General features: G+C 67.7%; 25 protein-coding genes. 6 read left to right on the forward strand and 19 right to left on the reverse strand.

The genetic code is table 11. The features are described 5' to 3' along the window. Positions 1 to 225 precede the first annotated feature (225 nt). On the forward strand, positions 226 to 3,087 hold the full coding sequence (gene lanM, locus D4740_RS08465; protein ID WP_182911377.1) for a type 2 lanthipeptide synthetase LanM: 2,862 nt from the start codon (positions 226 to 228) through the stop codon (positions 3,085 to 3,087). A gap of 50 nt (positions 3,088 to 3,137) precedes the next feature. On the opposite strand, the gene D4740_RS08470 is transcribed toward lanM, so the two are convergent. Together D4740_RS08470 and glyA are read right to left on the reverse strand one after the other, a co-directional pair. Continuing rightward, positions 3,138 to 4,046, reverse strand: a complete 909-nt coding sequence (locus tag D4740_RS08470; protein WP_119836504.1) for a bifunctional methylenetetrahydrofolate dehydrogenase/methenyltetrahydrofolate cyclohydrolase — start codon at positions 4,044 to 4,046, stop codon at positions 3,138 to 3,140. Next, positions 4,043 to 5,470, reverse strand: coding sequence for a serine hydroxymethyltransferase (gene glyA / locus D4740_RS08475; protein WP_119836505.1), 1,428 nt, complete (start codon positions 5,468 to 5,470; stop codon positions 4,043 to 4,045). Before glyA ends, D4740_RS08470 begins: the two co-directional genes overlap by 4 nt. Before the next feature lie 426 nt (positions 5,471 to 5,896). Here glyA and D4740_RS08480 point away from each other — a divergent pair, with 426 nt between their 5' ends. The 3 genes from D4740_RS08480 (at position 5,897) to purU (ending at position 7,635) form a co-directional block, all read left to right on the forward strand. Then, entirely contained in the window at positions 5,897 to 6,238 is a 342-nt protein-coding gene (locus D4740_RS08480; protein ID WP_310732076.1) for a type II toxin-antitoxin system RelE/ParE family toxin, read from the forward strand. Beyond that, the gene (locus D4740_RS08485; RefSeq protein ID WP_119836507.1) at positions 6,235 to 6,543 is read left to right on the forward strand and encodes a helix-turn-helix transcriptional regulator; all 309 of its coding nucleotides are present in this window, start codon (positions 6,235 to 6,237) and stop codon (positions 6,541 to 6,543) included. The genes D4740_RS08480 and D4740_RS08485 overlap by 4 nt, the downstream gene beginning before the upstream one ends. A 93-nt stretch (positions 6,544 to 6,636) precedes the next feature. After that, complete coding sequence (gene purU / locus D4740_RS08490; protein ID WP_259390759.1) at positions 6,637 to 7,635, forward strand: formyltetrahydrofolate deformylase; 999 nt, start codon at positions 6,637 to 6,639, stop codon at positions 7,633 to 7,635. 85 nt (positions 7,636 to 7,720) lie between these two features. Here the strand turns inward: purU and D4740_RS08495 are convergent, their stop codons facing one another. Next, complete coding sequence (locus D4740_RS08495) at positions 7,721 to 8,014, reverse strand: FMN-dependent dehydrogenase (RefSeq protein ID WP_162933905.1); 294 nt, start codon at positions 8,012 to 8,014, stop codon at positions 7,721 to 7,723. 135 nt (positions 8,015 to 8,149) lie between these two features. Here D4740_RS08495 and D4740_RS08500 point away from each other — a divergent pair, with 135 nt between their 5' ends. Beyond that, on the forward strand, positions 8,150 to 8,677 hold the full coding sequence (locus D4740_RS08500) for a carbonic anhydrase (RefSeq protein WP_119836510.1): 528 nt from the start codon (positions 8,150 to 8,152) through the stop codon (positions 8,675 to 8,677). 20 nt (positions 8,678 to 8,697) lie between these two features. Here the strand turns inward: D4740_RS08500 and D4740_RS08505 are convergent, their stop codons facing one another. From D4740_RS08505 to nucS, 4 genes are all read right to left on the reverse strand, one after another. Continuing rightward, positions 8,698 to 9,483: an MBL fold metallo-hydrolase gene (locus tag D4740_RS08505; protein ID WP_119836511.1), complete on the reverse strand. Its 786-nt coding sequence runs from the start codon at positions 9,481 to 9,483 to the stop codon at positions 8,698 to 8,700. A 149-nt stretch (positions 9,484 to 9,632) separates the two neighbouring features. After that, positions 9,633 to 10,874: an N-acetylglucosamine-6-phosphate deacetylase gene (locus D4740_RS08510; RefSeq protein WP_119836512.1), complete on the reverse strand. Its 1,242-nt coding sequence runs from the start codon at positions 10,872 to 10,874 to the stop codon at positions 9,633 to 9,635. A 141-nt stretch (positions 10,875 to 11,015) separates the two neighbouring features. Then, positions 11,016 to 12,317 (reverse strand): DNA glycosylase AlkZ-like family protein, encoded by a 1,302-nt coding sequence (locus tag D4740_RS08515; protein ID WP_119836513.1) that lies wholly within the window; start codon positions 12,315 to 12,317, stop codon positions 11,016 to 11,018. A 6-nt stretch (positions 12,318 to 12,323) separates the two neighbouring features. After that, a complete protein-coding gene (gene nucS / locus D4740_RS08520) occupies positions 12,324 to 13,019 on the reverse strand; it encodes an endonuclease NucS (protein WP_119836514.1) in 696 nt (231 codons plus the stop codon). A 233-nt stretch (positions 13,020 to 13,252) separates the two neighbouring features. Between nucS and D4740_RS08525 the strand changes: the two genes are divergently transcribed. After that, positions 13,253 to 14,746: a DUF418 domain-containing protein gene (locus D4740_RS08525; protein ID WP_119836515.1), complete on the forward strand. Its 1,494-nt coding sequence runs from the start codon at positions 13,253 to 13,255 to the stop codon at positions 14,744 to 14,746. Between the two features lie 115 nt (positions 14,747 to 14,861). On the opposite strand, the gene D4740_RS08530 is transcribed toward D4740_RS08525, so the two are convergent. The 12 genes from D4740_RS08530 to D4740_RS08585 form a co-directional block, all read right to left on the reverse strand. Then, the gene (locus tag D4740_RS08530; RefSeq protein ID WP_119836516.1) at positions 14,862 to 15,272 is read right to left on the reverse strand and encodes a DUF2550 family protein; all 411 of its coding nucleotides are present in this window, start codon (positions 15,270 to 15,272) and stop codon (positions 14,862 to 14,864) included. 2 nt (positions 15,273 to 15,274) lie between these two features. Continuing rightward, complete coding sequence (locus D4740_RS08535) at positions 15,275 to 15,652, reverse strand: F0F1 ATP synthase subunit epsilon (RefSeq protein ID WP_119836517.1); 378 nt, start codon at positions 15,650 to 15,652, stop codon at positions 15,275 to 15,277. A gap of 27 nt (positions 15,653 to 15,679) precedes the next feature. Further along, entirely contained in the window at positions 15,680 to 17,116 is a 1,437-nt protein-coding gene (gene atpD, locus D4740_RS08540) for a F0F1 ATP synthase subunit beta (RefSeq protein ID WP_119836518.1), read from the reverse strand. A 95-nt stretch (positions 17,117 to 17,211) separates the two neighbouring features. Further along, positions 17,212 to 18,111, reverse strand: coding sequence for a F0F1 ATP synthase subunit gamma (locus D4740_RS08545; protein WP_119836519.1), 900 nt, complete (start codon positions 18,109 to 18,111; stop codon positions 17,212 to 17,214). Between the two features lies 1 nt (position 18,112). After that, positions 18,113 to 19,744, reverse strand: a complete 1,632-nt coding sequence (atpA, locus tag D4740_RS08550) for a F0F1 ATP synthase subunit alpha (protein ID WP_119836520.1) — start codon at positions 19,742 to 19,744, stop codon at positions 18,113 to 18,115. 125 nt (positions 19,745 to 19,869) lie between these two features. Beyond that, a complete protein-coding gene (locus D4740_RS08555) occupies positions 19,870 to 20,685 on the reverse strand; it encodes a F0F1 ATP synthase subunit delta (RefSeq protein WP_119836521.1) in 816 nt (271 codons plus the stop codon). Continuing rightward, positions 20,682 to 21,272, reverse strand: coding sequence for a F0F1 ATP synthase subunit B (locus tag D4740_RS08560; RefSeq protein ID WP_119836522.1), 591 nt, complete (start codon positions 21,270 to 21,272; stop codon positions 20,682 to 20,684). The genes D4740_RS08555 and D4740_RS08560 overlap by 4 nt, the downstream gene beginning before the upstream one ends. Beyond that, positions 21,272 to 21,481, reverse strand: coding sequence for an ATP synthase F0 subunit C (gene atpE, locus D4740_RS08565; RefSeq protein ID WP_119836523.1), 210 nt, complete (start codon positions 21,479 to 21,481; stop codon positions 21,272 to 21,274). Before atpE ends, D4740_RS08560 begins: the two co-directional genes overlap by 1 nt. Before the next feature lie 174 nt (positions 21,482 to 21,655). After that, complete coding sequence (gene atpB, locus D4740_RS08570) at positions 21,656 to 22,474, reverse strand: F0F1 ATP synthase subunit A (RefSeq protein WP_119836677.1); 819 nt, start codon at positions 22,472 to 22,474, stop codon at positions 21,656 to 21,658. A 280-nt stretch (positions 22,475 to 22,754) separates the two neighbouring features. After that, positions 22,755 to 23,276: a pseudouridine synthase gene (locus tag D4740_RS08575; protein WP_119836524.1), complete on the reverse strand. Its 522-nt coding sequence runs from the start codon at positions 23,274 to 23,276 to the stop codon at positions 22,755 to 22,757. Continuing rightward, complete coding sequence (locus D4740_RS08580) at positions 23,276 to 24,613, reverse strand: MraY family glycosyltransferase (protein ID WP_119836525.1); 1,338 nt, start codon at positions 24,611 to 24,613, stop codon at positions 23,276 to 23,278. Before D4740_RS08580 ends, D4740_RS08575 begins: the two co-directional genes overlap by 1 nt. Then, positions 24,610 to 25,416, reverse strand: coding sequence for an L-threonylcarbamoyladenylate synthase (locus D4740_RS08585; protein ID WP_119836526.1), 807 nt, complete (start codon positions 25,414 to 25,416; stop codon positions 24,610 to 24,612). The genes D4740_RS08580 and D4740_RS08585 overlap by 4 nt, the downstream gene beginning before the upstream one ends. Positions 25,417 to 25,447: the final 31 nt, after the last annotated feature.

The following is a 25,447-nucleotide window of genomic DNA, read 5'->3' on the forward strand; positions in this document are numbered from 1 at the left end:
ACACGCCAGCCCAAGAACGCCACTATGTCGGCTGTCGTGAATTCCTGGGCGTCTGGATCGCTGAATGATGCTGCGACTCTAGACGGCTACCTGCACAGTCGCAACTTTAGCAAGACAACACTTGCATCCTTGCTCACTGGGCTTCCTTGGAGTCCAGAGCACGAAAGTACCGCCTGGATCGAAAACATTGAGGATTGGATTCTGTGCACAGCACGGAATCCAATCGTGCTGGACCAACTCGTTGTCGAGAATACCCTGCTGAACTCCCCGCCGTTTCCTGCACTGGTAACGGCAATTACAGCACGGCAGGAAGACTACCTAGATCAGTGGCCGCAGTTAACAGGAACGGCACGCAAGAGTTTGCTCAGAAACCTTGGAAGCACGGTGTCAACGCTATCGCTGCGCTGTTTGCTCGCCGAACTTTCGCGCGAGAGAGACTATCGAGGCCTGGACGAAAGGATGAACATTCCCGACCAGAGACTGGAGTTCCTTACCCGTTACCCTGTCCTCGCCCGGGATCTCGTCACAGTTATACGTGGCTGGCGGAACCAGGTGAGTAAAATGCTGACACGCCTAGATGACGACACCGAGGCGCTAGTCGCACAGGGAATGCTTCCACAAGATTCAACTCCACTAGGATCAGTAGAGTTCTCCGGAGACCGTCACGACAGAGGCCAGTCCGTGGCGATACTCCAGTTTGAGGACGGGCACAGGCTCGTCTACAAGCCTCGAGACTGCGGATCTGTAGTCCTCTACCGGGACCTCCTGGGGCTGACACGAGCCCACGTGCCCGGGCAGACGGCACTCTACGCCCCGGAGGTCCTGAACCGGAGCCAGTACGGATGGATTGAGTACATTCCCCAGGCGGAGCCAGGACAGATAGCCCCGGAGAAGCACCTTAGGAAACTTGGAGCGCTACTGGCAGTAGCCCACTCCTTGGGAGCATCAGACCTTCATATGGAGAACGTCATCGCTTCACCTCAGGGCCCGGTTCCGGTAGATTTGGAGACCCTGATCCAGAACCACAGCCGTGACACAGGACCGACACCTCAGACCGCCGCAGAGAGGGCGGTGTCAGAACTGAACGAGTCCGTTCTTGGCACAGGGATTCTTCCCATGCACCTTTCCGCTGGGCATGACACCAGCATTGACGTCAGCGTGGCCACGGGAGGACTCGATCAGATTGGCGCTCGCTACGCCACCACCCACCAGGTTCTCGATCCGCTTACCGACACGATGAGAATCGCTAGTACTCGAGTCCCCATCGGCCAATCAAGAAATCAGCCACCCGACATGACCGTTGGCACTGTTCGCGCAAGGCGCGAGTCACTGATTCGGGGATTCACGGAGATGTCACACGCCATCATGGAGCAGCGGAACCCTATAGTAAAGTTACTTTCCTCAATGCCCGACACGGAGGTACGCTGCATACTCCGGGCAACCAGGTCATACTCGCTGTTGCTGACTGAAATGCGACAGCCCTCACGGATGCACAGCGGCATCAATCGCGACGACCTGTTTCGCGCTCTTTGGAACCAATTCAACAAACAGGGCTGTAGAGCGCAAGTCATCAGGGAGGAGGAAAAAGCTCTGTTCGAACTTGATACGCCCTTGTTCAGTACGCGGCTTGATTCCCGCTCACTGACCGCGCAGCAACGACAGGTAGTTCCAGAGTATTTTATGAAGACGACTCGCGAGGAGGCAATCGAGCGAATCAAAAGCTTAAATAACGATGATATTCACAAGTCAACCAACCTTATTGAAGAGTCTATCCTGGCAGCCACCTCCTCTCCCTCCGCACCCACTTGGCAAGTGAGTCCAGGGATCCAAACTGCCGAGGTGAACGCTGCAGATGTTCTCAGGGTTGCACGGAACCAGGCGGAGATACTGCTGGAGTCCGCCATCTTCGGTGACGACGACGCTACCTGGATCAGTGTTTCTAGCAGCACTGATAGCACCGGTCTCGAGTACCAACCGCTGGGTCCAACCCTGTACGACGGCCTAGCTGGCGTCATGCTGGCTACAACTTACGCGAACCGCGTCCTTCCAGGCCTTGGATTAGATGAGCTCGCACGCCGCTCCGCCCATGCCGTCACAAATATCTTAGAGGACTGGTCCGCATCACGCCTCACTCTGCCGATTGGCGCTTTCAGTGGTGTCTCGGGAATACTCTACGCTCTTGCCCACTTCGACGCTGAGCTAGGTGGCAGCCGCTACGGGCAACTCAAGGAGCGAGTCCTCCATCGGTTAACCGCAGCAGCCTCCTCTGATATCTATACCGACGTCATGACTGGTGCGGCTGGTGCCGTTGCCGTCATCACGTCTGTAAGCGATGCGGACGACCACAGCGCGAAGGCGGCGCTGCAAGCACTGGTTCAGCACCTTCTTGCTCATGCTATCGAAGTCGATGACGGGGTCATCACCTGGGAAACCGGGAATGAGGCTGCTCGCCTGGGAGGGTTCTCGCACGGGGCCACAGGGATTGGATGGGCACTCGCAAAGGTAGGTGCTGCCCTCGGCGACGAGACAGTCACCGGTGCCGCAAGGGCCGCTCTCCGCTTTGATGACTCGCTGTTCGACGTCAGCCGTCGGCGGTGGCTCGACGCACGCCCCGAGTCCCTTGACCAGGGCAGTCTCTATCCCGTGCACTGGTGCCATGGAACTGCAGGTATTGCCATGGCGCGAGCGGCCGCCTCAAGTTTGTTGGACGACAGCACGCTTCTAAGCCACGTAGGTGTCGGCGCACAGGAGACTGTTGCCAGCGGTCTTCCCGTAGATGACTCGCTGTGCCACGGTGCGCTTGGGAACCTTCTCGCACTCGACGAGACTGTTCCTGTACTTGAGGGCAGGACCCAGGCTACGGAGATTACCCGCGCGGACCTCGAAACGTACCGGCAAGCCGCTTTGTCGCGCCTCCTGGAGCGCAAGCCTCGCAGCGGACTTCCTGAAGGCGTCACCACGGTCCGAAGTCTCATGCTAGGGACGGCAGGAGCACTACTTACACTCAGCAGAGAGATAGATGAGTCAATACCGAACCCCCTCCTACTGCAGGAACCTGCCAGGAAGAGCGTATCAATGGGTAGGTAGTTAGGAGCACTGCTGCCGACGCCAGGTAAGAACCTGCTGAAGCCCCTGTTCTACCGTGTCGTGCCCACAGCCCGCTCAGCAGCCTCCACGACGTTGGCCAGCAGCAGCGCGCGGGTCATGGGACCCACGCCGCCGGGGTTGGGGGACAGCCAGGAGGCCACCTCATCCACCCCGTCGGCCACGTCGCCCGCGATCCGCCCCTTGCCGGTGAGCGGGTCCACCACGCGTGAGACGCCCACGTCCAGGACCACCGCCCCGGGAGCCACCATGTCGGCGGTGATGATGCCGGGGCTGCCTGCGGCGGAGATGACGACGTCGGCCCGGCGCACGTGGCTGGCCAGGTCCGTGGTGCCCGTGTGGCACACGTCCACGGTGGCGTTGACGTCCTTACGGCCCAGGAGCAGCCCGATGGAGCGCCCCACGGTCACGCCGCGCCCCACCACGCACACGTTGCGTCCCGGCAGGTCGATGCCGTGACGGGTCATCAGCTCGATACAGCCCCGGGGCGTGCACGGCAGCGGGGAGGTGACCGGCTCCGAGGCGCGCAGCACCAGGCGCCCCAGGTTGGTGGGGTGCAGGCCGTCAGCGTCCTTGCCCGGGTCCACCCGCTCCAGGACGGCGTTGGTGTCGATCCCTGCGGGCAGGGGGAGCTGGACGATGTAGCCGGTGCAGCCGGGGTCCGCGTTGAGCCGGTCCACGGCGGCCTCCACCTCAGCCTGAGTGGCAGTGGCGGGCAGGTCCACCCGGATGGAGGTGATCCCCACCTCCGCGCAGTCGGAGTGCTTGCCCGCCACGTAGCGCACCGAGCCCGGGTCCTCCCCCACCAGGACGGTGCCCAGGCCGGGGGTGACCCCGCGCTGCGCCAGGGCCGTGACCCGTTGGGTGAGCTCGGCCTTGATGCGGGCGGCAGTCGCCGTGCCGTCCAGGACCCGGGCAGGCCCCTGCCACGGCGCCCTCACTGGCCCAGCCCCCCAGGCAGCCCCTCGTAGAGGGGGAAGGCGTCGGTCAGGGCCGTGACACGGCCTCGCAGGGCGCCCAGCAGATCCTCGTCTGCGGTGCCGGCTGCGCCACGCACCAGGGCGGTGGCGATGACGTCGGCCACCTCGGTGAACTCTGCCGCACCGAAGCCCCTGGTGGCCAGGGCGGGGGTGCCGATGCGCAGGCCGGAGGTCACGCGCGGGGGCCGGGGGTCGAAGGGGACGGCGTTGCGGTTGACGGTGATGCCGGCCTCGTGCAGAAGGTCCTCAGCCTGCTGGCCGTCCAGGGAGGACTCACGCAGGTCCACCAGGACCAGGTGGACGTCGGTGCCCCCGGTCACCAGGGTGATGCCGGCGGAGCGGACGTCGTCGGCCAGGAGGCGCTCGGCGATGATCGAGGCGCCCTCGACGGTGCGGGCCTGGCGCTCGGCGAACTCCTGGGTCCCGGCGATCTTCATGGCCACGGCCTTGGCGGCGACCACGTGCATAAGCGGACCGCCCTGCTGGCCGGGGAAGACAGCGGAGTCCAGCTTGCGCCCCCACTGCTCGGCCCGGCTGGACAGCAGCAGGCCAGAGCGCGGCCCGCCCAGCGTCTTGTGGACAGTGGTGGACACGACATCGGCCCACGGCACGGGGCTGGGGTGCAGGCCTGCGGCGACCAGCCCGGCGAAGTGAGCCATGTCCACCCACAGGGCAGCGCCGACCTCGTCGGCGACCTCACGGAAGGCCTGGAAGTCCAGGTGGCGGGGGTAGGCCGACCACCCGGCGATGATCACCCGGGGGCGCTCGCGCAGGGCGGCCTGGCGCACCTGGTCCATCTCGATGCGGTGAGTGGCCTGGTCCACGCCGTAGGCGGTGGCATGGTAGTTCTTGCCGGAGAAGTTGATCCTCATCCCGTGGGTGAGGTGGCCGCCGTGGGCCAGGGACAGCCCCAGGAGCGTGTCACCGGGAGCGGCCAGGGCGTGCAGGACAGCGGCATTGGCCTGGGCGCCGGAGTGGGGCTGGACGTTGGCCCACTCGGCCCCGAAGACAGCCTTGGCCCTCTCGATGGCCAGGGACTCCGCGACGTCGACGACCTCGCAGCCCCCGTAGTAGCGCCGCCCGGGATAGCCCTCCGCGTACTTGTTGGTCAGAACCGAGCCCTGGCACTCCAGGACGGCCCGGGGCACAAAGTTCTCCGAGGCGATCATCTCCAGGGTGGAGCGCTGGCGGTCCAACTCCCCGGCCAGGGTGGCAGCGATCTGCGGGTCCAGCTGCGCCAGGGGCTGGCTGAGCAGGCTGGGCTGCGCGGGGGCGTCAGGGAACCCTGTGGTGGTGGCTCCCACGGCGCGGGCTCCAGCGGGGACGGCCTGGGCCTCGGGAGTCTCAGCGGCTGCGCTAGGAGCAGAGGGAACTTCAGCGGTCATGTGGTCTCCTCCGTGGTGGGACGCGTGGCACAGGCCTACGCGTGATCGGGTGACCCGTGGCCCAGGCGGGCGACCCCGTGGTCTCGATCCTCGTGCCGCTCCCCGGTGGTCCTCCACCCGGCGCCAGTCGCGACGGACGCAGCCTACCGCATCGTGACCGCACGTTCGTCGGGCGCGAGGCCCGCCTCTCGCGGCCCGTCATACAACGACAGCAGGACCCGGACGGACTGCCTGTCTCAGGACCTCGCTCTGACGACGGCCCCCGCACCCCCGGCAGGCCCGTCCGTACCAGCCACCCATGACCTGGCACGGACGGGGATCCTGAAGCAGGAACCGACAACGTCCTCACGTCCACTCCTCCCAATCAGCGAGTATCCTCTTGACAGAATATGCCCCCAGCAGCATAGTCAGTACATGAGATGGACGGTGACGCTCTCCGAGGAGGTACGCACCTGGTACCTCGCGCTCAGTCCAGCGGGAAAGGCTGCGGCAGACCGCGCCATAGAGCGCCTGGCGTCTCAGGGACACCTGCTGCGGATGCCACACTCACGGGCGCTCGGCGACGGGTTGTTTGAGCTGCGGTTCTTCTGCGAGAACGTCAACCGACGCATCACGTACGTGATCGACCCGGATCCCATGGTGGTGACGCTCACGACCTTTCGCAAGCAACGCAGCAACGAGCGCACCGAGATCCTTCGAGCCAGACAGGCGCAGGCTGCCCATAAGGCAACCCGCCAGGCCGACAGAAGAAAGGACGGAGCATCATGACTACCACAAGCACGACATCGTGGGAGCAAGTCCGGCAGGAGTCTCTTGCCGCCATGACCAAGGCCGAGCGCTCAGAGTACGACGCAGCCGCCATTGAGGCGGAGGCTCGGCTCCAGCTGGCCGAACTGGTCTACAACGCCCGCACTGCTGCCGGGCTGTCCCAGACCGGCCTCGCCCAGCAGGCCGGCACCCGGCAGTCGGTGATCTCTGCCATCGAGAACGGGGCACAGGCTCCTGGAGGTGTCATGCTCGCGCGCATCGCCCACGCGCTGGGCGGGACCCTGACCATCCAGACCGCCGCATGACAGATGACAGTCATTCCCAGCATTCCCAGCCATCTTCTGCGGTCGGCCCGCTGCGGCTGTCCTCCCGTCCCACACCCGGGCTACCCTCGCCCCATGACCACCCCGACGAGCACCCCAGGCTCACCAGGCACCCCGATGTCCCCGGGCTCCCCGACGAGCCTGGGCACCCAGAGCCGCCCAGGCACTCCGGGCGGCTCCTCGGGCGCCCAGGCTCCGGAGCCCTCCCCGGCAGCGGCAGACGGCGCGCACGCCCAGCACCTGGTCCTGTCCCTGTCCTGCCCGGACCGGCCCGGCATCGTCCACGCGGTCACCGGCGCCCTGGCACGCCGTGGGGGCAACATCACCGAGTCCAAGCAGTTCGGGGACGAGCGCACCGGCCTGTTCTTCATGCGCGTCCAGGTCATGACCACCGTGCCTCGCACCGAGCTGGAGAAGGACCTCGACGAGCTGGCCCGTACCTACTCCATGACCTGGACCCTGGATGAGGTCGGCCGCCGGGTACGCACCCTCATCATGGTCTCCAAGGAGGGCCACTGCCTGACCGACCTTCTCTTCCGCGCCCGCAGCCAGGGCCTGCCCGTCGAGGTAGCCGGGGTCGTGGGCAACCACGAGACGCTGCGCGACGTCGCGCAGTTCTACGACGTCCCCTTCCACCACATCCCGGTCACCAAGGACACCAAGGAGGCGGCTGAGGCCGAGCTGCTGGGCCTGGTGGACTCCCTGGGCGTGGAGCTGGTAGTCCTGGCCCGCTACATGCAGATCCTCTCCCCTACCCTGTGTGAGCGCCTCCACGGCGGGGTCATCAACATCCACCACTCCTTCCTGCCCAGCTTCAAGGGGGCCAACCCCTACCGGCAGGCCCACGAGCGCGGGGTCAAGCTCATCGGCGCCACCGCCCACTACGTGACAGCCGACCTCGACGAGGGACCCATCATCGAGCAGGACGTCACCCGGGCCAGCCACGAGGACTCCGTGGAGGCGCTACGCTCCAAGGGCCAGGACGTCGAGCGGCGGGTGCTGGCCCAGGCCGTGCGCTGGCACGCCGAGCACCGGGTGCTCCTCAACGGGCACCGCACCGTCGTCTTCGCCTGAGATCATGGCCTGAGCCCCGGTCCAGGACCCGGCCGGACAAGACCTCTCGCACGGCAGATCGTCGTGGAGTTGGAGCAGCCACGCCTCACACCTGCGTCGGCACGCTGCGACCAGCAACGACCTTAGCGAGCAGCTGCCGGGAGACATCCGCAACACCGCGCACCTCGGCTACCACGCGGCGGTGGGTGCGGCGGGCATCGACGTCGTCGGTCCCAGTGAAGCGAATGGTGACGCGGGGCTCACCACTCACGACGTCGACCTGGAAGGCCTCCAGCGCGGTCGAGATGGTGACCGCAGCACGGGCGGCCTCCTCGACATCGCAGGGCACCCGGCCGGGATGCAGAGTAGTCACAGTGAGCACGGTGCGGTAGGAGGGCACGGCGGCAAGCCTAGACAGAAGTCTGAGGAGTCACCGCTCCCGCCAGCAGGCGTGACCGGTAGTGTCAGTGGCTCCAGCACCGTCGTGACCAGCGCCCCAGCCGGGAGCCAGCACGACCAGACCCAAGGAGCGCCCATGTCGTCCCAGTCCCCCACCAACCCTGACGCCGCCCCTTCCGCTCCCACAGCTGCCACAGCGCTTGAGGCGGCCCGCCACTACGCCGCGGACTTTGTCCCCGCACGAGGAGAGCACGCCACCCTGGCCGTCGTCGCCTGCATGGACCGGCGCCTGGACGTCATGTCGCTGCTGGGGCTGCAGGCCGGAGACGCCTACGTCATCCGCAACGCCGGAGGTATCCTCACCGAGGACGTGCGCCGCTCCCTGGCCATCGCCCAGCACGCGCTGGGGGTCCAGGAGATTCTGCTCATCCACCACACCGACTGCGGCATGTCCCGCCTGGACGACGAGACCTTCACCGACTCCCTGGAGCGGGAGACTGGCCAGCGCCCTCCCTGGCAGCCCGGAGGCTTCACCGACGCTGCCCAGGACGTGCGCCAGGCCCTGGCCGGGCTGACTGCCGACCCGCACGTGCCTGGCGGGGCGAGCGCGCGAGGCTTTGTCTACGACGTCGCCACCGGGAGACTGACGGAGGTGCAGCGCTAGGCCACCGCTGGCAGCGGCTGTCAACGCGTATGCAGCACCAGGGACTGGCCGTCGTCAGGGATGAGGAGGCTTCCCTCGAAACCCTGCTCGGCAGCAGTCTGGCGCAGGCGCTCCTTGGAGGTGCCCCAGTGGTTGAGGGCCTCCATGTGGACAGCCACGATCCTGGCCTCGGGTGCCGCTCGGTGGATCTGGGCCACCTCCGCGTCGTCCAGGACCAGCCGCCCCCCGGGGATGCTGTTGCCCCCAGCGTTAGCTACCACGACGTCGGGAGCAAAGACGTCCAGGGCCTTCTCCAGCCCGGCGAACCAGACGGTATCACCGGTGAGGTAGAGGGTCGGCTCCCCCTCCGCGCTGAGGACCACCCCCATCGTGTCCGCGCTGCCGGTGCGCTCGATCATCGGCTGCACCAGCTCAGGAGTGTCGTAGTGCTGACCCGCGACGCTGGCTAGGACCACCTGGCCCAGACGCGCCGTCCCCTCCAGGACCCGAACGTCGGTAAAGCCTGCGGAGGAGATGGTGTCGGCGTCGTACTCATTCTGGACAAACACCGGTATCTCCTTGGGAACAAAGTGAGCTGCCTCCTGGTCCCAATGGTCTATGTGTGTATGCGTGACAATAGTCGCATCGATACCACGCACGACCTCCTTGGCTGGAAGGGGGAGATCCTGGAGCGGATTGCGCTCACTGCCTCGAAGCGACGGGAAGGGGTCGAGGGAACCCTTGGGCGACAGCATCGGGTCAATAAGAAATACCTGCCCGCTGTAGGTCAGCCTGGCCGTGGCATTGCGAATGTGAAGAAATTCCATATCGACACCCTACATTCCAACTCGGTGACACAAGCGCGACACACCCGCATGTCACGTCGGTACCGCGAGTCATAGCGGTAGACGGCACGGCCCAGGGCCGGGCCAGCAGAGTGGAAAAGACTGGCTGAACAGCGATACGGCACTTGGTGCTAACCGGCGCACCCGGGCACCTCCCGACCGCGCCTGATCACCCGGACAGGGCGCAGCGCGGTGTCCGTGACCACGACGTCAGCCCGCAGACCCGCCACCAGCGCCCCGACTTCCGGGTCTCCCAGGACCCGCGCCCCCTGGAGGCTGGCGGCGTATACGGCGTCCGTCAGATCCACGCCCCCGCGCCAGGTGGTGCGCACGACGTCGATGAGATGGGCAGTTCCCCCGGCGATGGTGCTGCTACCCGTGACCCGGGCAATCCCGCCGGACACCGTGACGGCAGCCGGGCCGAGCGCATAGCTCCCGTCCGCCATACCCGCAGCCGCCATGGCATCAGTAACGAGCACGAGGCTCTCACGTCCCAGGACCTCAAAGAGCTCGGTGACCAGCTCAGCAGACAGGTGCACTCCGTCGGCAACCAGCTCCAGGACGACCTCCCCACGTCGAGCCGCAGCCAGGAAGGCAGGAACGGGACCCGGGTGGCGGTGGTGGACAGGAGGCATCGCGTTGAACAGGTGGGTGACCGTGGGGCGCCGGGAGCGGACCGGCAGACCTGCGGCCCGGCGGGAGGAGATCCGGCCGACCGCGTCGGCCACAGCAGCCCGCACCGCATCACCGTCAGCATCGGTGTGCCCGTAGGAAGGCAGCGCCCCCGCGCTGACAAGGGCGGCATTGACCCCTGCGGTCCCCGTGACACCAGGCTTCTCCGGGGCCACGGTCATGGTTGCCACATGGCCACAGGCCAGGCGGGCAAGCTCACGGACCAGGTCCGCGTCAGGCTCGGTGAGGAAGGCCGGGTCCTGGGCCCCACAGCGCCGTGACGACAGGAAGGGCCCCTCGTAGTGGATGCCGGCCAGCTCACCGTCCTCGCACAGGCGGGCGAGGAGCCGAGTCCTGTGACGCAGGACCTCAGGAGCCGCCGTAACGCAGGAGGCTACGAGCGAGGTGGTGCCGTGGCGACGGTGCTCCATGACACCGACCATGACCTGCTGCGGCGTCTGCGCATCGGGGAAGGACGCACCCCCGCCCCCGTGACAGTGGAGGTCCACCAGACCGGGAAGCAGATAGCCTCCCTGCGGTGCAGGCACAGCCTGGTCCAGAGCCGGACCATAACCTGCGCTTCCGGCTCGGTCAGCCTCTCCCACCCAGGCGATGCGGCTGCCTTCGGTAACCACGAGCCCGTCGTCAATGACCCGCTCCGGCGTGACCACCCGACCGCGCAGGACATGGGTGCATGTCATCACTTGCTCGTTGCTCACGGCACCAGTGTGGCACCCGCAGAAGCAGTGACACTTCCGTACGTTCCAGCCTGGGCGCAGCGAGGTGCTACGACCTGCCTGTCCAGCCGGCAGCAGCCAGCCCCCAGTCGGTGCGCAGCCGACCTAGACCTGGGCCAGGCGCCGCTGGACGTGCCCGACAACCCGTTCCACATCGTGCTCCAGCCGGGCGGACGGAGCCTGCCCGCCCAGCCACAACAGACCCTCACTAACCGGACGCACCGCGACCAGGCGCCCCCGGTCCACCAGCAGAGGGCGGAACATGCCGTTGGATGCCGGACATATCAGCGCCTCTCCGGCCGCGTCAGTCAGGCACAGGCGGTCCTTGTACCCCACGTGCAGCTCGTCGAAGGAGGGAAGGAACAAGGTCCGCCCGGCAGCACGACGGCTGGAGGCCAGGAGCTCTGGCAGGTCAGCGCGCAGGTAGCGGACCCGCGCCCGGTCGCTCGGCGCCACCGAGGAGCTGCTGTCCTGGGAGGCTCTGCCCTGGCGGCCAACGACGCCCTGGGCACCCAGGACATCAACTGCCCCTCGCAGACCACCCCTCACCGTCGCCCGGACAAGAGGTACCCGTGCAGTCGCCAGGTCCACCTGGTACCCGGCAGCGGTGGTGACCTCGACGGCGTCCTCAAGCGCCTGGAGGCATTCCCTGACCGGCAGCGTGGTCCATCTGGCGAGGTCCGCAGCGCTGACCGGTCCGTGGGAGGTCGCGTACCTACGGGCGATCTCCGCCAGCGCGGCCCGGTGTCCGCCGGTTCCGCGGGCGCCGCCTCCCGTGCCGCCTGGTCCCGTCTGTGCGCCGGGAAGGCTGCGGGCGTCCACGACAAGGTGCTCGTTGCCCCGCCTAGGCCCCTGGGCCAGCACGCCCTCGCGGTGGAGGCGCACGATCAGGTGGCGCCGTCGCCCGGCCCCAGTAGCCAAGGAGCCAGCAGCCTCTGTGGCCGGGATCAGACCCGCGTCCACCCAGGCACTGACAAGCGCGGCCCGCGTCACTGGCCCGCGCTCGGCAACGAGTCCCAGGGCGGTGTCGGCCGCACGGGCCAGCACGGAGTCATCGATTCCAAGACGCCGCTCGCTGGAGCGCGTCCACGCGTCGGTGCGGTGCATCAGTGCCACGCGCAGCCAGTGGTGGTCGGCAGCCGTGGTGATGTGGGCGGTGCCGCGCATCGGCCAGGAGCGTACGAGCCTGCCTGTCTCAAAGGCCGCGTCAACATCCGGCCCTCCTGCGTCCTCGGCACGCACGACCAGAGCGTGCGCAACAGCGGAGACCTGCTGGCCCTGGACTGCCAGCAGGCGTCGCACCGCCTCGACGGCATCCGGGGCGGTCGTGGCGGGGACGAGCCCCTGGGCGACAATGCGCAGGTAGGACATCTCGCGCGGGGCGGCCGCGGGCCGAGCAGCAGGCATGACGTCTCAGAACAGCCGGGCGGCGGAGTCGTCCATGCCGCGCATGGCGTCGTAGTCGAGCACGACACACCGGATCCCCCGGTCCTGGGCCAGCACCCGGGCCTGGGGCCTGATGGTCTGCGCGGCGAACACTCCGTGCACCGGTGACAGCAGCGGGTCACGTTCCAGCAGCTCCAGGTAGCGAGTCAGCTGCTCGACCCCGTCGATCCCGCCTACGCGCTTGATCTCCACGGCCACGGAGGTGCCGTCTGGAGCCTTAGCCAGGAGATCGACCGGGCCAATGGCTGTGGGGTACTCCCGGCGCACCAGCCGGTGCCCGGGTCCCAGGAGCTCGATCTGCTCGGCCAGCAGCTGCTGGAGGTGGGACTCCACCCCGTCCTTGGTCAGGCCCGGGTCCGTCCCCAGGTCCTGGGTGACGTCAGACAGCACCTCGTAGACGCGGATGACCAGCCGGTCGTCAGTCTTGGTGGCCTGGACCTGCCAGACCTGGGTGACGCCGTCCAGCGCGTCCTGCGGGTCAGGGTCGGTGACAGTGAGACGAGCAGGGGCTGTCATCCAGTTCAGGGGCTTGTAGGAGCCTCCGTCAGAGTGGACGAGGACCGACCCGTCGGCCTTGAGCATGAGGAGCCGCCTGGCCCGGGGCAGGTGGGCGTCCAGACGGCCGGAGTAGTCCACGGAGCAGGAGGCGATGACAAGGCGCACCCGGACACTGTAACGGCTCAGGCAGGCGGAGCCGGGCGCAGCGCGCGCCGGACCCGGACACCAGCCGGGTCGGGCCGTCCGCTACCGGCACGACACGGCCGCACAGGATCGTGCCCAGCCACACGGGACCGCAGGCTACCGCGCCTATCTGGCCCCGGAGGAGGAAGTCCGCACGAGCCGGGTCATCCTCGGGACGGACGCGCTGCGAGACGCTGCCACAGCAAACTTGCGCCATGACAGCCGCTCCCCCTACTCCCCCCGCACCTGAGCCTCCCAGCCACGACGACGACGGCACCCCGCAGGCTCCCGGTTCCACCAGTGCCTCAGACCTGGCTGAGCCCGCCGACTCCCCGGCACCGACCACGCCCAGCAGACCCGACGCCTCGTACTACTCCTGGCGGCTGCCACGGCGCCGGGGCGCCTATCTCACCGGCACGGCTGGCCCCGACCGTCTTACCGGGCTGGACGCCGCCCGCGGACTGGCGCTCATCGGCATGATGGCGGCGCACGCAGCCTTCACCACCTGCGGGCTGACCACGCTACCGGGCCTGCTCAACCAGAGTCACGGGCGCTCCTCAATCCTCTTCGCCACTATCGCCGGGTTCTCCCTGGGTATCATGTCAGGCGGCAGGAACCCACACAGCGGTGAGCGCCTGGTGCGCACCCGGCTGCGGCTGATGGTGCGCAGCGCCATGCTCCTGGTCCTGGCCGCAGTCATGTCCTGGCTGGGCACGCCGGTAGCGATCATTCTCGGCTTCTACGCGGCCTGGCTGGTGCTGGGGATCCCGTTCCTGCGTGTGCGCCCCTCGCGCCTGTTCCTGCTGGCGGGAGCCTGCGCGCTCACCGGCGGCGTCGTCTCCGTCGGTCTACCGGCCCTCGCCCAGGAGCTGGGGCTCACCCTCCAGCCGTCCATGGGCGACGGCAACAACGCCGTCACGGACTTCTTTGTTACCGGAACCTACCCGGGTGTGGTGTGGATGGCCTTCATCTTCCTGGGCCTGGGACTGTCCCGGCTGGACTGGTCCCGTACCGTCAACCTGCGACGGCTGGCGGGAGCCGGCCTGCTGTGCGCAGTTATCGGCTACGGCTCAGGATGGGCGCTCTCGCAGGTTGTCAACCCCGAGTTTCCGGAGACCTTCCACCTTGTCAGCCCGGCCGACCCTGCCGAGTGCTTCTCCGTTGGTGAGCTGTCGTCCTCCCTGGTCGTGAACGACCCGGGCAGCAGCCTTCCCTCCGGGTCGAGCTCCTGGAAGGACACCGTCCCAGATGGGTCTGAAGGCTCTGGGATCCCTGAGCCGGGGTCGGCAGACAGTAGCGTCCTGAGCAAGGGCGCCCTGTCCACAGAGCCGACGATCTCCTTGCCAGACCTGAGATACCTGGCCACAACCGAGCCCCACTCCGGATCGCCCTTCGAGGTCGTGGGCTCCGGGAGCGTGGCGATGGTAGTCATCGCCGTGGCCCAGCTGGTGGCCCGCCGTGCCCGCTACCTCCTCGCCCCTCTGGCTGCTGCCGGGTCCATGTCCCTGACCGTGTACTGCGGACACCTGGTGGTGTTCTGGGTGCTGGGGTCCACCACCCTGCACTACGGGGAGTCCAACCTGCTGTGGGCGGCCATGGCTGGCGGATCCTGCGTGTTCGCCATGGCCTGGTTCGCGGTGTTCGCCCGGGGTCCGTTGGAGCACCTGGTGCACGTGGTCTCGGTTCGGGCCACCAGGGCCAGGGACTAGTCGCAGCGCCGGACCGTCCCATTAGCCGGACTGACGTCCCCGCGTAACCACCTCAGTCGCGTGGGGGATAACGCGTGGGGGAAAGAGACAGCAGGCGAGGGCTGCCAGGACCTGATCAGAACAGGCGGGGCTGCTGGGGTGCGGCAGCCTCCACCCAGGCCACCAGTGCCGCATAGGAGTCCTCCATCATCGCCAGGTCAAAGCTGCCCAGCGCGTCACGACAGCGTACCTCCACCACACGTCCCTGCGCCCGGCGGCGGCGGGCACCCTCCACCTCCAGGTCGATCCGTGCAAAGGAGCGTGAGGGACGCGGGGACAGGGACATGAGCCGGTACCACTCCAGGGACTCGCTGCGGAAGGATGCCACCCCGCTGAACCATCGGGTGCCTTCCTTCACCCGCCAGGCGCACTCGAAGGAGCCGACCTGCCCCGCCAGGTGGCGCACGCGCACCAGGAAGCCAGCAGCACACAGCAGCACGACGACCAGGGTGGCGACCGCCAGGACTGCCCACGTGTGCGCCATCATGCTCAGACCCTGTTCTCCTCTGGGGAGCCGCCGCCAGCGCGGGAGGCACGGTCCTCAGCCGTCCCCTCCATGGTCGCCTCGTCTGCGGCGATAGTGACGGTGTCGTGGTCCACCGAGCAGAAACCGCCCGCGACCCTGATCAGTACCAGCGAACCGTCACCCGACGCGTCACCCGGGCTGCTGTCCCGACCGTCGTCACCGCTGTCTCGGTGGGTCGTGATCCGCACCAGCCCGGAGCCGATCACGGCCAGGATCGGCTGCCGCCCCGGCAGGACGCCCATCTCACCGTCGACCAGCGGGACAGACAGCTGCGCAGCGTCGCCAGACCACAGGTGGCCGGAGGGTGAGACCACCTCAATGCTCAGCGCCCCCAGTGCCATGGCTCCTCCTCCCGTCCGGTGCCTCGCTCAGTCCTGCAGCTCAGCGGCCCGGCGCTCTAGGTCCTCGATACCGCCGATGTTGAAGAAGGCCTGCTCCGGCAGGTGGTCGTAGTCACCGTCACAGATTCGCCGGAAGGCCTCAATGGTCTCCGCCAGGGGGACAGTGGAGCCAGGCACACCGGTGAACTTCTCCGCCATGTAGGTGTTCTGCGACAGGAACTGCTCGATGCGCCGTGCCCGGGCCACGGTGACCTTGTCCTCCTCGCCCAGCTCGTCCACGCCCAGGATCGCGATAATGTCCTGCAGCTCCTTGTTCTTCTGCAGGATGGACTTGACCCGGGTGGCCACGCCGTAGTGCTCGGTACCCACGTAGCCGGGAGCGAGCAGTCGCGAGGTTGAGGCCAACGGGTCCACCGCAGGGTAGATGCCGCGCGAGGCGATCTCCCGACTGAGCTCGGTCGTGGCGTCCAGGTGGGCAAAGGTCGTGGCCGGAGCAGGGTCGGTGTAGTCGTCGGCAGGGACGTAGATGGCCTGCAGCGAGGTGATGGAGTGCCCGCCTGCCGAGGTGATCCGCTCCTGGAGCTGGCCCATCTCGTCGGCCAGGTTGGGCTGGTAGCCCACTGCGGATGGCATGCGGCCCAGCAGCGTGGAGACCTCCGAGCCCGCCTGGGTGAAGCGGAAGATGTTGTCAATGAACAGCAGGACGTCCTGGTTCTGGACATCGCGGAAGTACTCCGCCATGGTCAGAGCGGACAGCGCCACCCGCAGACGCGTGCCCGGGGGCTCGTCCATCTGGCCGAAGACCAGGGCAGTCTTGTCAAAGACCCCGGCCTCCTCCATCTCCACGATGAGGTCGTTACCCTCACGGGTGCGCTCACCCACTCCGGCGAAGACCGAGACGCCGCCGTGGTTCTGGGCCACGCGCTGGATCATCTCCTGGATGAGGACGGTCTTGCCTACCCCGGCACCGCCGAACAGGCCGATCTTGCCTCCCTGCACGTAGGGAGTGAGCAGGTCGATGACCTTGATGCCGGTCTCGAACATCTGCTCCTTGGACTCCAGCTGGTCAAACGCCGGGGGCTGGCGGTGGATAGGCCAGCGCTCGGTGACCTCCAGGGACTCGCCGGGGGCAAGGTTGAGGACCTCCCCGGTGACGTTGAAGACACGGCCCTTAGTCACTTCGCCCACGGGCACGGAGATCGGCGCACCCGTGTCACGGACCTCGGTGCCACGCACCAGGCCGTCGGTGGGCTTGAGGGAGATGGTCCGCACGACGTTGTCACCCAGGTGCTGGGCGACCTCCAGGGTGATCTCGTGAGACTCCTCGCCCTCGCTGGTGGCCTGGACGGTTACGTGCAGGGCGTTGTACATCGCGGGGACGGCCTCAGGCGGGAACTCGACATCGACGACGGCGCCGATGATGCGGACGATGCGTCCCGTACCGGGGGTGGTGGTGTCAGCCATGTTCGTTCTTCCGTGTCCGTGTCTTCCTGGGGTCTTCCCGAGGGCGCGCGGGGCTTGGCAGAGCCCTCCTGGTGGAGTATCGCAGGTCCTGGGCCTCATCCGGAGCCCAGGGCGTCAGCCCCGGAGACGATCTCGGTAATCTCCTGGGTGATGTCCCCCTGGCGGGCCGCGTTGGCCAGCCGGGTGTACGTGGTGATGATCTCCTCAGCGTTGTCCGTAGCCGTGTGCATGGCCTGCTGCCGGGCCGCCAGCTCCGAGGCCGCCGACTGCAGCAAGGCGTTGCGGATACGGGTGGTCACGTAGCGGGCCAGGAGGGCACCCAGCACCTCGTTGGGGCTCGGCTCGAGCTCGTAGAGAGGCAGTGCCTGCTGCGGCTGCTCCCGCACCTCGTCGACGTCGACCACCGTCAGCGGCAGCATGCGACGCACTTCAGGGACCTGGGAGACCATGGAGACGTAGCGGGTGAAGACGATGTGGACCTCGGCCACGCCCCCGGCCGACTCCGAGGCGAGGAAGTACTCCAGGAGCAGCGAGGCGACCTCGTTGATGGTGGGGTCGCTGGGCCGGTCAGACTCCCCCGTCCAGGAGTACTCGATATCACGGCCCCGAAAAGAGAAGTAGGACTGTGCCCGCCTGCCGAAGGTGAACAGGACCGGCTGCCTGCCCTCGTCCTGAAGCTGGTTGAGCAGGTGCTCGCTCTCACGCAGAATCGTGGCCGAGTAGGCCCCCGCCATGCCCCGGTCTGAGGTGACCACGAGGACGGCAACCCGGTTGGTGTCGGTACGAGGCCGGGTGATGGGGTGGTCTAGACGGGCGTAGGAGCCCAGGGCCGCTACAGCCCGACTCAGGGCGTGGTCGTAGGGCGAGGCCTCCTGGGCATTGCGTCGCGCCTGCCCAATCCGGGACGAGGCGATCAGCTCCATCGCCTTGAAGACCTTCTGGAGGGTCTGGGTGGAGCGGATGCGCTGCTTGTAGAGGCGCTGGCTGCCCGCCACGTCAGTCCCTCCTGACCACGAGCCGCTCGTGGGTACGCTCGGCGGGGCTGGGTGCCTGCGGGTCAGCAGCCTGAGCACCGAGCACCCGTCCGTCGGCGACGTAGGAGGTGCGGAAGGACTCCACCGCCTGGCGCAGTGCCTCCTCAGTCTCCGTATCCAGGTCACCCGTGGTGCGGATCGTCTCCAGCACCGTGGTACGGCGTCGCAGGTGGTCCAGGAGGGAGGCCTCAAAGGGGAGGACCTCGGAGACCTCCAGGTCGTCCAGGTAGCCGTTGGTCCCTGTCCACACCGAAGCCACCTGCTCCTCGACGGGGTAGGGCGTGTGCTGGGGCTGCTTGAGCAGCTCCATGAGGCGCTCCCCACGGGTGAGCTGGGCCCGGGTGGTGGCGTCCAGGTCGGAGGCGAACATGGCAAAGGCCTGCATAGAGCGGTACTGCGCCAGGGTGATCTTGAGGGTTCCCGCTACCTTCTTCATGGCCTTCACCTGCGCCGCACCCCCCACTCGCGACACGGAGATGCCCACGTCCACGGCAGGGCGCTGGTCAGCATTGAACAGGTCGGACTGGAGGAAGATCTGCCCGTCGGTGATGGAGATGACGTTGGTGGGGATGTAGGCAGAGACGTCGTTGGCCTTGGTCTCGATGAGCGGCAGGCCAGTCATCGAACCGGCGCCAAGATCGTCGGAGAGCTTGGCGCAGCGCTCCAGCAGGCGGGAGTGGAGGTAGAAGACGTCACCGGGATAGGCCTCGCGGCCCGGGGGGCGGCGCAGCAGCAGGGACACGGCCCGGTAGGCTTCCGCCTGCTTGGACAGGTCGTCGAAGACGATGAGCACGTGCCTGCCCTGGTACATCCAGTGCTGGCCGATGGCCGACCCGGTGTAGGGGGAGAGGTACTTGAAGCCCGCCGGGTCGGAGGCCGGAGAGGCGACGATGGTGGTGTACTCCAGGGCGCCGTGCTCCTCCAGGGTGGCGCGCACGGAGGCGATGGTGGAGCCCTTCTGCCCGGTGGCCACGTAGATGCAGCGCACCTGCTGGGCGGGGTCACCGGTCTGCCAGGCCGCCTTCTGGTTGAGGATGGTGTCCAGGGCAATGGCCGTCTTGCCGGTCTGGCGGTCACCGATGATAAGCTGGCGCTGGCCACGACCGACAGGGATCATCGAGTCAATGGCCTTCAGGCCGGTCTGGAGCGGCTCGTGGACGGACTTGCGGGCCATGACGCCGGGCGCCTGGAGCTCCAGGGCACGCCGGGTCTGCGCGGCAATCTCACCCAGCCCGTCGATAGGCCGACCCAGGGGGTCAACCACGCGCCCCAGGAAGGCGTCACCTACCGGCACGGAGAGCACCTCGCCGGTGCGACGCACTACCTGGCCCTCATCAATACCGTCGAAGCCGCCCAGGACGACTACGCCGATCCGGCGCTCCTCCAGGTTCATGGCCAGCCCGGCGGTCCCGTCCTCGAAGGTCAGCAGCTCGTTGGCCATGACTCCGGGCAGGCCCTCGACATGCGCGATCCCGTCGGCGGCGAAGACGACGTGCCCGACCTCCTCCGCGGCCACCTGCGCGGGCCTGTAGGACGCGGCGAACTCGGCAAGGGCCGAGCGGATCTCCTCGGGCCTGATGGTCAGCTCTGCCATCTGTCGTCTCCTTGGATGAGTGGGTGCTGTGTGCGCGCAGTGGCGCGTCCCCGCTGGGTGGACGCGCCCGTGACCAGACTGGCAGCGGGAGCAGGGCGCGCTATGACCGGTGGAACCACGATAGATCAGCCCGTCACCTGCTGGCGCAGGTCGGCGATGGTGCTGGCAACTGTGCGGTCCAGGACGTAGTCCTTGACCGTGACGCGCATGCCGCCGATAACCGAGGGGTCCACCTCAGTGCTCAGCTCGACGTCGGTGCCCAGGCGGCGGGTGAGGATGGAGCGCAGGCGGGCCTCCTGCTGCGTGCTCAGGGGCTGGGCAGTGACCACGTCAGCGATAGTGCGGTGCTGGATAGCGGCAGCCCTCTCCACCACACGTCTCAGGTTGCGCTGGGTGCCGCCCTCAGCACGGTGACGCACGCACCATCGCAGCAGGCTCATCGCCGGGGCGGACAGATGGGAGGCGAAGACCTGCTCGGCCAGCTGCACCCGGGCCTCGGTGGTGGTACGCCGGGAAGGATCCAGCGCCTCACGCAGCTCGGGAGCGGCTGCGAGCTGCTCCAGGACGCCAAAGATCTCACGTTCGATACCGCCCACGGTTCCGTCAGCGTAGGCACCGGCCAGAAGCGCCTCGATACCGAGGTCGTGGAGGGCGGAGATAATGTCGACCGGCTGCGACCAGCGCCGCCGCGCCATGGAGCACAGCAGCTCCACCACACGCTCATCCACCCGCCCCCGCAGGAGCCGCGATGCCAGGTCAGCCTTGTCCTGCCCCTCGCGCCCCGGGTCCGTGAGCGGCCCCCGCAAGGGGGAGGCTGCGACCTGGTGGGCGACGTCAAGGATCTGGCGGCCCAGCTCCTCCCCCTGGGGACCTGCGGCTGCCAGCACCGGGGCCCAGGCGGCCCGGACCTCGGCGCGGGTTGCGGCGGTCCCGGTATTCACCGCAGCTCCTCGGCGGCAGCGCCGTCGTCAACGCCGCCGATGGGGCCGAGCGTGTCAAGCTCATCCATGAAACGGTCGATGACGCGGGCCGACAGGTCGGTGTCGCGCAGCTGCTCGCCGACGATCTGCTCAGCCAACGAGGAGGCGAGCAGGCCGACGTCGGTACGCAGGGAGATCTGGGCCGCCTGCGTGTCAGCCATGATCTGCCGCTGGGCCGCCTCGTGGATAGCGACCGCCTCCGCCTGGGCCTCGCGACGCGCCTGGGCGAGGATCTCCCTGGCCTGACCCTGCGCGTCCTCACGGATCCTGGCAGCCTCGTGGCGCGCCTCCTCCACCAGCTGAGCAGCCTGCTGCTGCGCGTCAGCCTGCTGCTGCCTGGCCTTGTCAGCCAGGTCCAGCCCCTCCTGGATGCGCGCCGCGCGCTCGTCGAGGGCGGCGTAGATCCGGGGGAGACCGTACCTGCCCACCAGGAGGAGGATCACCAGGAGGGTGACGGCCGCCCAGAAGACCTCGTACAACGGGGGAAGCAGGAAGGATACGCCTCCGACCTCCTCCCCGGCGGCAGCCGGGATGACCACGGAAAGCATCAGCTGACGACGAGCGGCAGGACGAAGCCGATCAGACCGAGCGCCTCCACCATGCCCGCACCGATGATCATGTTGGTGAACAGGCGGCCGGCGACCTCCGGCTGACGGGCAGTGGCCTCCTGGGTCTTGCCCACGAGCAGGCCGATACCGATGCCGGGGCCCAGCGTGGCCAGTCCGTAGCCGACGTAGGCGAGTGCGACAGACGTCATGTGTGTTCCTTTGCTCTGGCGCCGGGGCGCAGGTTGGGTTCAGGTTTCTCAGGTGCCGGGTGGGCGTCGCCCTTCCAGTGCTGTCAGCTACTGTCCGCTGTCGACAGCTACTGACAGCACTAGCAGGAGGTACCTCATCACGGGCTCCGCCCCGGCGCGACCAGCTCGTGCACGTCAGTGGGCCTCGACAGACAGCCTGATGTAGACGGCACTGAGGATGGTGAAGATATAGGCCTGCAGGACAGCGACAAAGACCTCGAACAGGGTCATCACCACCATGGACACTCCTGTCAGAACGCTCAGGACCGACGTTGCCTGGAGGTGGAGCAAGAGGGTCGTCGTCCCGAAATAGGTCATGGCCAGCAGCAGGTGTCCCGCGACCATGTTGCACAGCAGACGCAGCGTGAGGGTGGCCGGTCTCACGATGAAGGTGGAGAGGAACTCGATCGGGGTGATAAGCAGGTACATAGGCCTGGGCAGCCCGGGAGGGAAGAGCTGGGAGGACAGGAACCTACCCAGCCCCTGCGCCCGCACGCCAGCGCCGATAAAGGTGACATAGGTGGCCAGTGCGAACACCAGGGGAACCGCGACGACCGCAGAGGCGGCGATGTTGAGTCCCGGGATGATCCCAGCCAGGTTCATCGCCAGGACACCGAGGAAGAGGGCCGCGAGAAAGGGGGCGAAGCGGCGCCCCCTGCCAGGCCCCAGCATGGGCAGCGCAACGTTGGAGCGCAGGAACTCCGCTACCACCTCCAGGAGCGCCCGCCCGTGGCCCGGCACCCGCCTGGTGCCGGATGCTGCCGCAGCCACCAGCAGGCACAGCGCAGCAGCCATGACGAGCCTGACCAGGACCAGCCGGTTGACCTCCAGGAGCGTTCCCTCACCAAGGAAGGTCTGCGGGAAGAAGTCGGTGACCCCCGGCTGGTGGGGGTGCTCGGTAAAGGCCGGGACGGCCGTCACGGCAATCACGACGACAAGCAGCCCGACCAGCATCCGGTACCAGACGGGCCACGGACGACGCACCGGGGTGCTGGAGTCAGGCGAGGACGCACCCACCGTGTCGGCAGCGTCCTCAGTGGCAGCGTGTGCGGACAGGGTCTCCTCCTGCGTGTGGGCTATCTCAGTAGGTCTCTCAGCGGTGCAAAGCGGTGCTCATGTTACCAGGCAGGATGACGCTACAGGTGCCAACGGCAGGCGCCAGCCCCCTACGACAGCGGTCCCTGTGACCCCTCTGACCCTGCGCCAGTGCAGCGTGGACAATCTTCAGCGCTCCTCAGCGAACCGGGGGCTGGGCCTCGGGTGGAAGACGATCCACGTCCCCCCGCACCCGCACCAGGGTCGCCGTCTCACAGGTCATACCAGCCAGGACCGCCAGGATGAGGGAGATACCGATGACCCTGGTGTCCAGGCCCAGCACCCTGCCGCCCATGATGGCAGCACCCAGGATCGCCAGGCGGAGGAGGTACCCGCCCCCCACCCAGGCCACCATGAGGCCGGGGCCGGAACGCACCATACGCTCTAGGAAGAGCCAAACCGAGGCAAGCAGGGCCACCACCGCCACTGCCGCCACGAGGAAGGTGCCCAGGGGGGAGACGACATCACCTAGGATCACCCAGACTGCCTCCAGGGCGGTCATGACCACAGCGACCACGCGGAGGCAGCGGCGAACCCGGGCCACGGCCCCGGACAGCCCTGAGACTGACGCCCCCTGCTGCCGATCCTGCCGAGCTGCCGACCGGGCCTGCGCGCTGTCGTCGCCGCGCTGTCGGCCACCATAGCGCTGGTGGGTTACCACTAGTGCCTCCCTACGTGTTGGGGGTCCTGCTGCGCCTGCGGCGGCATCTGAGGCTGCACGGCCTGCGACCCGTGAGCCAACGCCACAGATGCCCCCGTACGTCCCTCAGCACCTGCCGCAGTACCTGCCTCAGTACCTGCCTCAGTACCCTGGGGAGCCTGGCCGCTGGCGGGAAGCGAGACCTCACCCGTTCCTGACACCAGCCGGGAGGAGACCACCCGGACGTGTCGGGCGCCCGTGTGCCGCGCCACCATGCTACGTACCCCCGGCATCATGTCTACCGTGGCCACAAGCGCCGCAACGACGCCCACCAGGGTACCGGCCAGGACCCACCACAGGGGCAGGAAGCCCATCGCCGCCACCGGGAAGGAGGCAGCAGCGGCCCACACGTACATCACCAGCACCGCACGGCGGTGGGAGTGGCCGGCAGCCAGCAGCCGGTGGTGCATGTGCATCCGGTCGGCGTGGAAGGGGCTGTTCCCGGCCAGGACACGGCGGAGTATGAGCCTGACCATGTCCACCACGGGAAGCAGCAGGACGACCAGAGGCAGGAGAATCGGCAGGAATACGGGCACCGCCCGGGAGCCCTCGAAGCTGCCCGGGTCGATCTGACCGGTCACGATGATGGTCGAGGCGGCCGAGACCAGGCCCAGCTGCATGGACCCGGAGTCGCCCATGAAGATTGTCGCCGGGTTGAAGTTGTAGGGAAGGAAGCCCACGCACACGCCGATAAGTGCCGCCACGACGGTGGCTGCCAGGGAGGTGTAGGACTCCGGGCTGGTAGCGCGGGTCAGCACGTAGACATAGAGGAAGAATGCGGTGGCGCCAATGCCGACGATCCCCGCGGCCAGCCCGTCCAGCCCGTCCATCCAGTTCACGGCGTTGATGGCCACCAGGACGACCAGGACCGTGGATACCAGTGACAGGCGTGAGGAGCCGATCGTCAGCCCGCCGATGGGAAAGGTGAGCAGCTGGACCCCCTGCCAGGCCATGACCCCGGAGGCCAGCACCTGTCCCGCCAGCTTGGTCGCCCAGTCCAGCTCCCACAGGTCGTCAATCACCCCCAGGAGGCACACCAGCCCGGCTCCCAGGACCACGGCCCACGCCGAGGAGTCGATGACATTGGAGAGGTAGGGGATCCTGGAGGCCACGGTGACCGCCAGCAGAAGGCCGACGAACATGGCCACGCCGCCCAGGCGCGGGATGGGCGTGGAGTGGACGTCACGGGCACGCACCGGGGTGAGTGCGTTGCTCACCAGGGCGACGTGGCGCACCACGGGGACCATCACGTAGGTTCCCGCAGCCGCCACAAGGAGGACGAGCAGGTAGACCCTCACTCCCCTGCCCTCCCACTCACCTGTCCGGCAGAGGCCGAGGCAGCATCCACGGCCAAGTCCCTGGCAAAGGCCCCGGGGGTGCCCACGCTCTCCCGGAAGGCGGCGACGACCTCGGCCAGGCGCTGGGGGTCCAGGATCCCTGGGCGTATCACGCACGGCTGGTCGGCACAGCCGCGGGGACCGGAGAGGTCGACGATGGTGGAGGGGGTGGGCCCCGGGGTAGGGCCGGAGTCGATGAGCAGGATGTCATGCAGGACGTCCCGGTCATGGCTGTCCCGGCCGCGAGCATCCCCGCCAGGCAGCACCACCCTGTCGGGAAAGGCGGCGCGCACGCCGTCGGCGTCAGTGGCGGGAGCCTGGCCGGAACGGTTGGCTGAGGTCACCGCCATCGGACCCACGTCACGCAGCAGCGCCAGGGCCACAGGGTGGTCAGGCATGCGCACCGCGATCGTCGCCGACCTCTGCCCCAGCCGCCAGCCCAGGCCGGGCCTGGCATCAAGGACCAGGGTCAGCCCTCCGGGCCAGAAGGCCTGCGTGAGGGCTCGGGCGAGGGGGGGCAGCGAGGACACCAGGCTGTCCAGCTCGGCGGCATCGGCGACAAGAACGGGAGGCGGCTTACGACGGTCACGTCCCTTGGCCGCCAGAAGCCGACCTACGGCCTGGGTGTCAGCGGCCCTGCATCCTAGCCCGTAGACGGTGTCGGTCGGCAGGGCCACGAGGCCGCCACCGCGCACGTGCTCAGCAGCCGCCCCTCGTGCTCCTGCCGCTGCTGCGGTCTCGTGCTGCTGGCTCACGGTGCGCATCCTCGCACGATCAGCTCCTGTCGGCAGCAAG

Origin of the sequence: Actinomyces sp. 2119, from assembly GCF_003591215.1 — a bacterium.
Classification (GTDB): Bacteria; Actinomycetota; Actinomycetes; order Actinomycetales; family Actinomycetaceae; genus Actinomyces; species Actinomyces lilanjuaniae.

Bases quoted from the DNA above. Each gene is read 5' to 3' on its own strand.
- glyA (WP_119836505.1), bottom strand. From the start codon at position 5,470: ATGACCGCTGAAGTTCCCTCTGCTCCTAGCGCAGCCGCTGAGACTCCC.
- D4740_RS08485 (WP_119836507.1), top strand. From the start codon at position 6,235: ATGACTACCACAAGCACGACATCGTGGGAGCAAGTCCGGCAGGAGTCT.
- purU (WP_259390759.1), top strand. From the start codon at position 6,637: ATGACCACCCCGACGAGCACCCCAGGCTCACCAGGCACCCCGATGTCC.
- D4740_RS08500 (WP_119836510.1), top strand. From the start codon at position 8,150: ATGTCGTCCCAGTCCCCCACCAACCCTGACGCCGCCCCTTCCGCTCCC.
- D4740_RS08505 (WP_119836511.1), bottom strand. From the start codon at position 9,483: ATGGAATTTCTTCACATTCGCAATGCCACGGCCAGGCTGACCTACAGC.
- D4740_RS08510 (WP_119836512.1), bottom strand. From the start codon at position 10,874: ATGACATGCACCCATGTCCTGCGCGGTCGGGTGGTCACGCCGGAGCGG.
- D4740_RS08515 (WP_119836513.1), bottom strand. From the start codon at position 12,317: ATGCCTGCTGCTCGGCCCGCGGCCGCCCCGCGCGAGATGTCCTACCTG.
- D4740_RS08525 (WP_119836515.1), top strand. From the start codon at position 13,253: ATGACAGCCGCTCCCCCTACTCCCCCCGCACCTGAGCCTCCCAGCCAC.
- D4740_RS08530 (WP_119836516.1), bottom strand. From the start codon at position 15,272: ATGATGGCGCACACGTGGGCAGTCCTGGCGGTCGCCACCCTGGTCGTC.
- D4740_RS08535 (WP_119836517.1), bottom strand. From the start codon at position 15,652: ATGGCACTGGGGGCGCTGAGCATTGAGGTGGTCTCACCCTCCGGCCAC.
- atpD (WP_119836518.1), bottom strand. From the start codon at position 17,116: ATGGCTGACACCACCACCCCCGGTACGGGACGCATCGTCCGCATCATC.
- atpA (WP_119836520.1), bottom strand. From the start codon at position 19,744: ATGGCAGAGCTGACCATCAGGCCCGAGGAGATCCGCTCGGCCCTTGCC.
- D4740_RS08560 (WP_119836522.1), bottom strand. From the start codon at position 21,272: ATGCTTTCCGTGGTCATCCCGGCTGCCGCCGGGGAGGAGGTCGGAGGC.
- atpE (WP_119836523.1), bottom strand. From the start codon at position 21,481: ATGACGTCTGTCGCACTCGCCTACGTCGGCTACGGACTGGCCACGCTG.
- atpB (WP_119836677.1), bottom strand. From the start codon at position 22,474: ATGCTGGTCGGGCTGCTTGTCGTCGTGATTGCCGTGACGGCCGTCCCG.
- D4740_RS08585 (WP_119836526.1), bottom strand. From the start codon at position 25,416: ATGCGCACCGTGAGCCAGCAGCACGAGACCGCAGCAGCGGCAGGAGCA.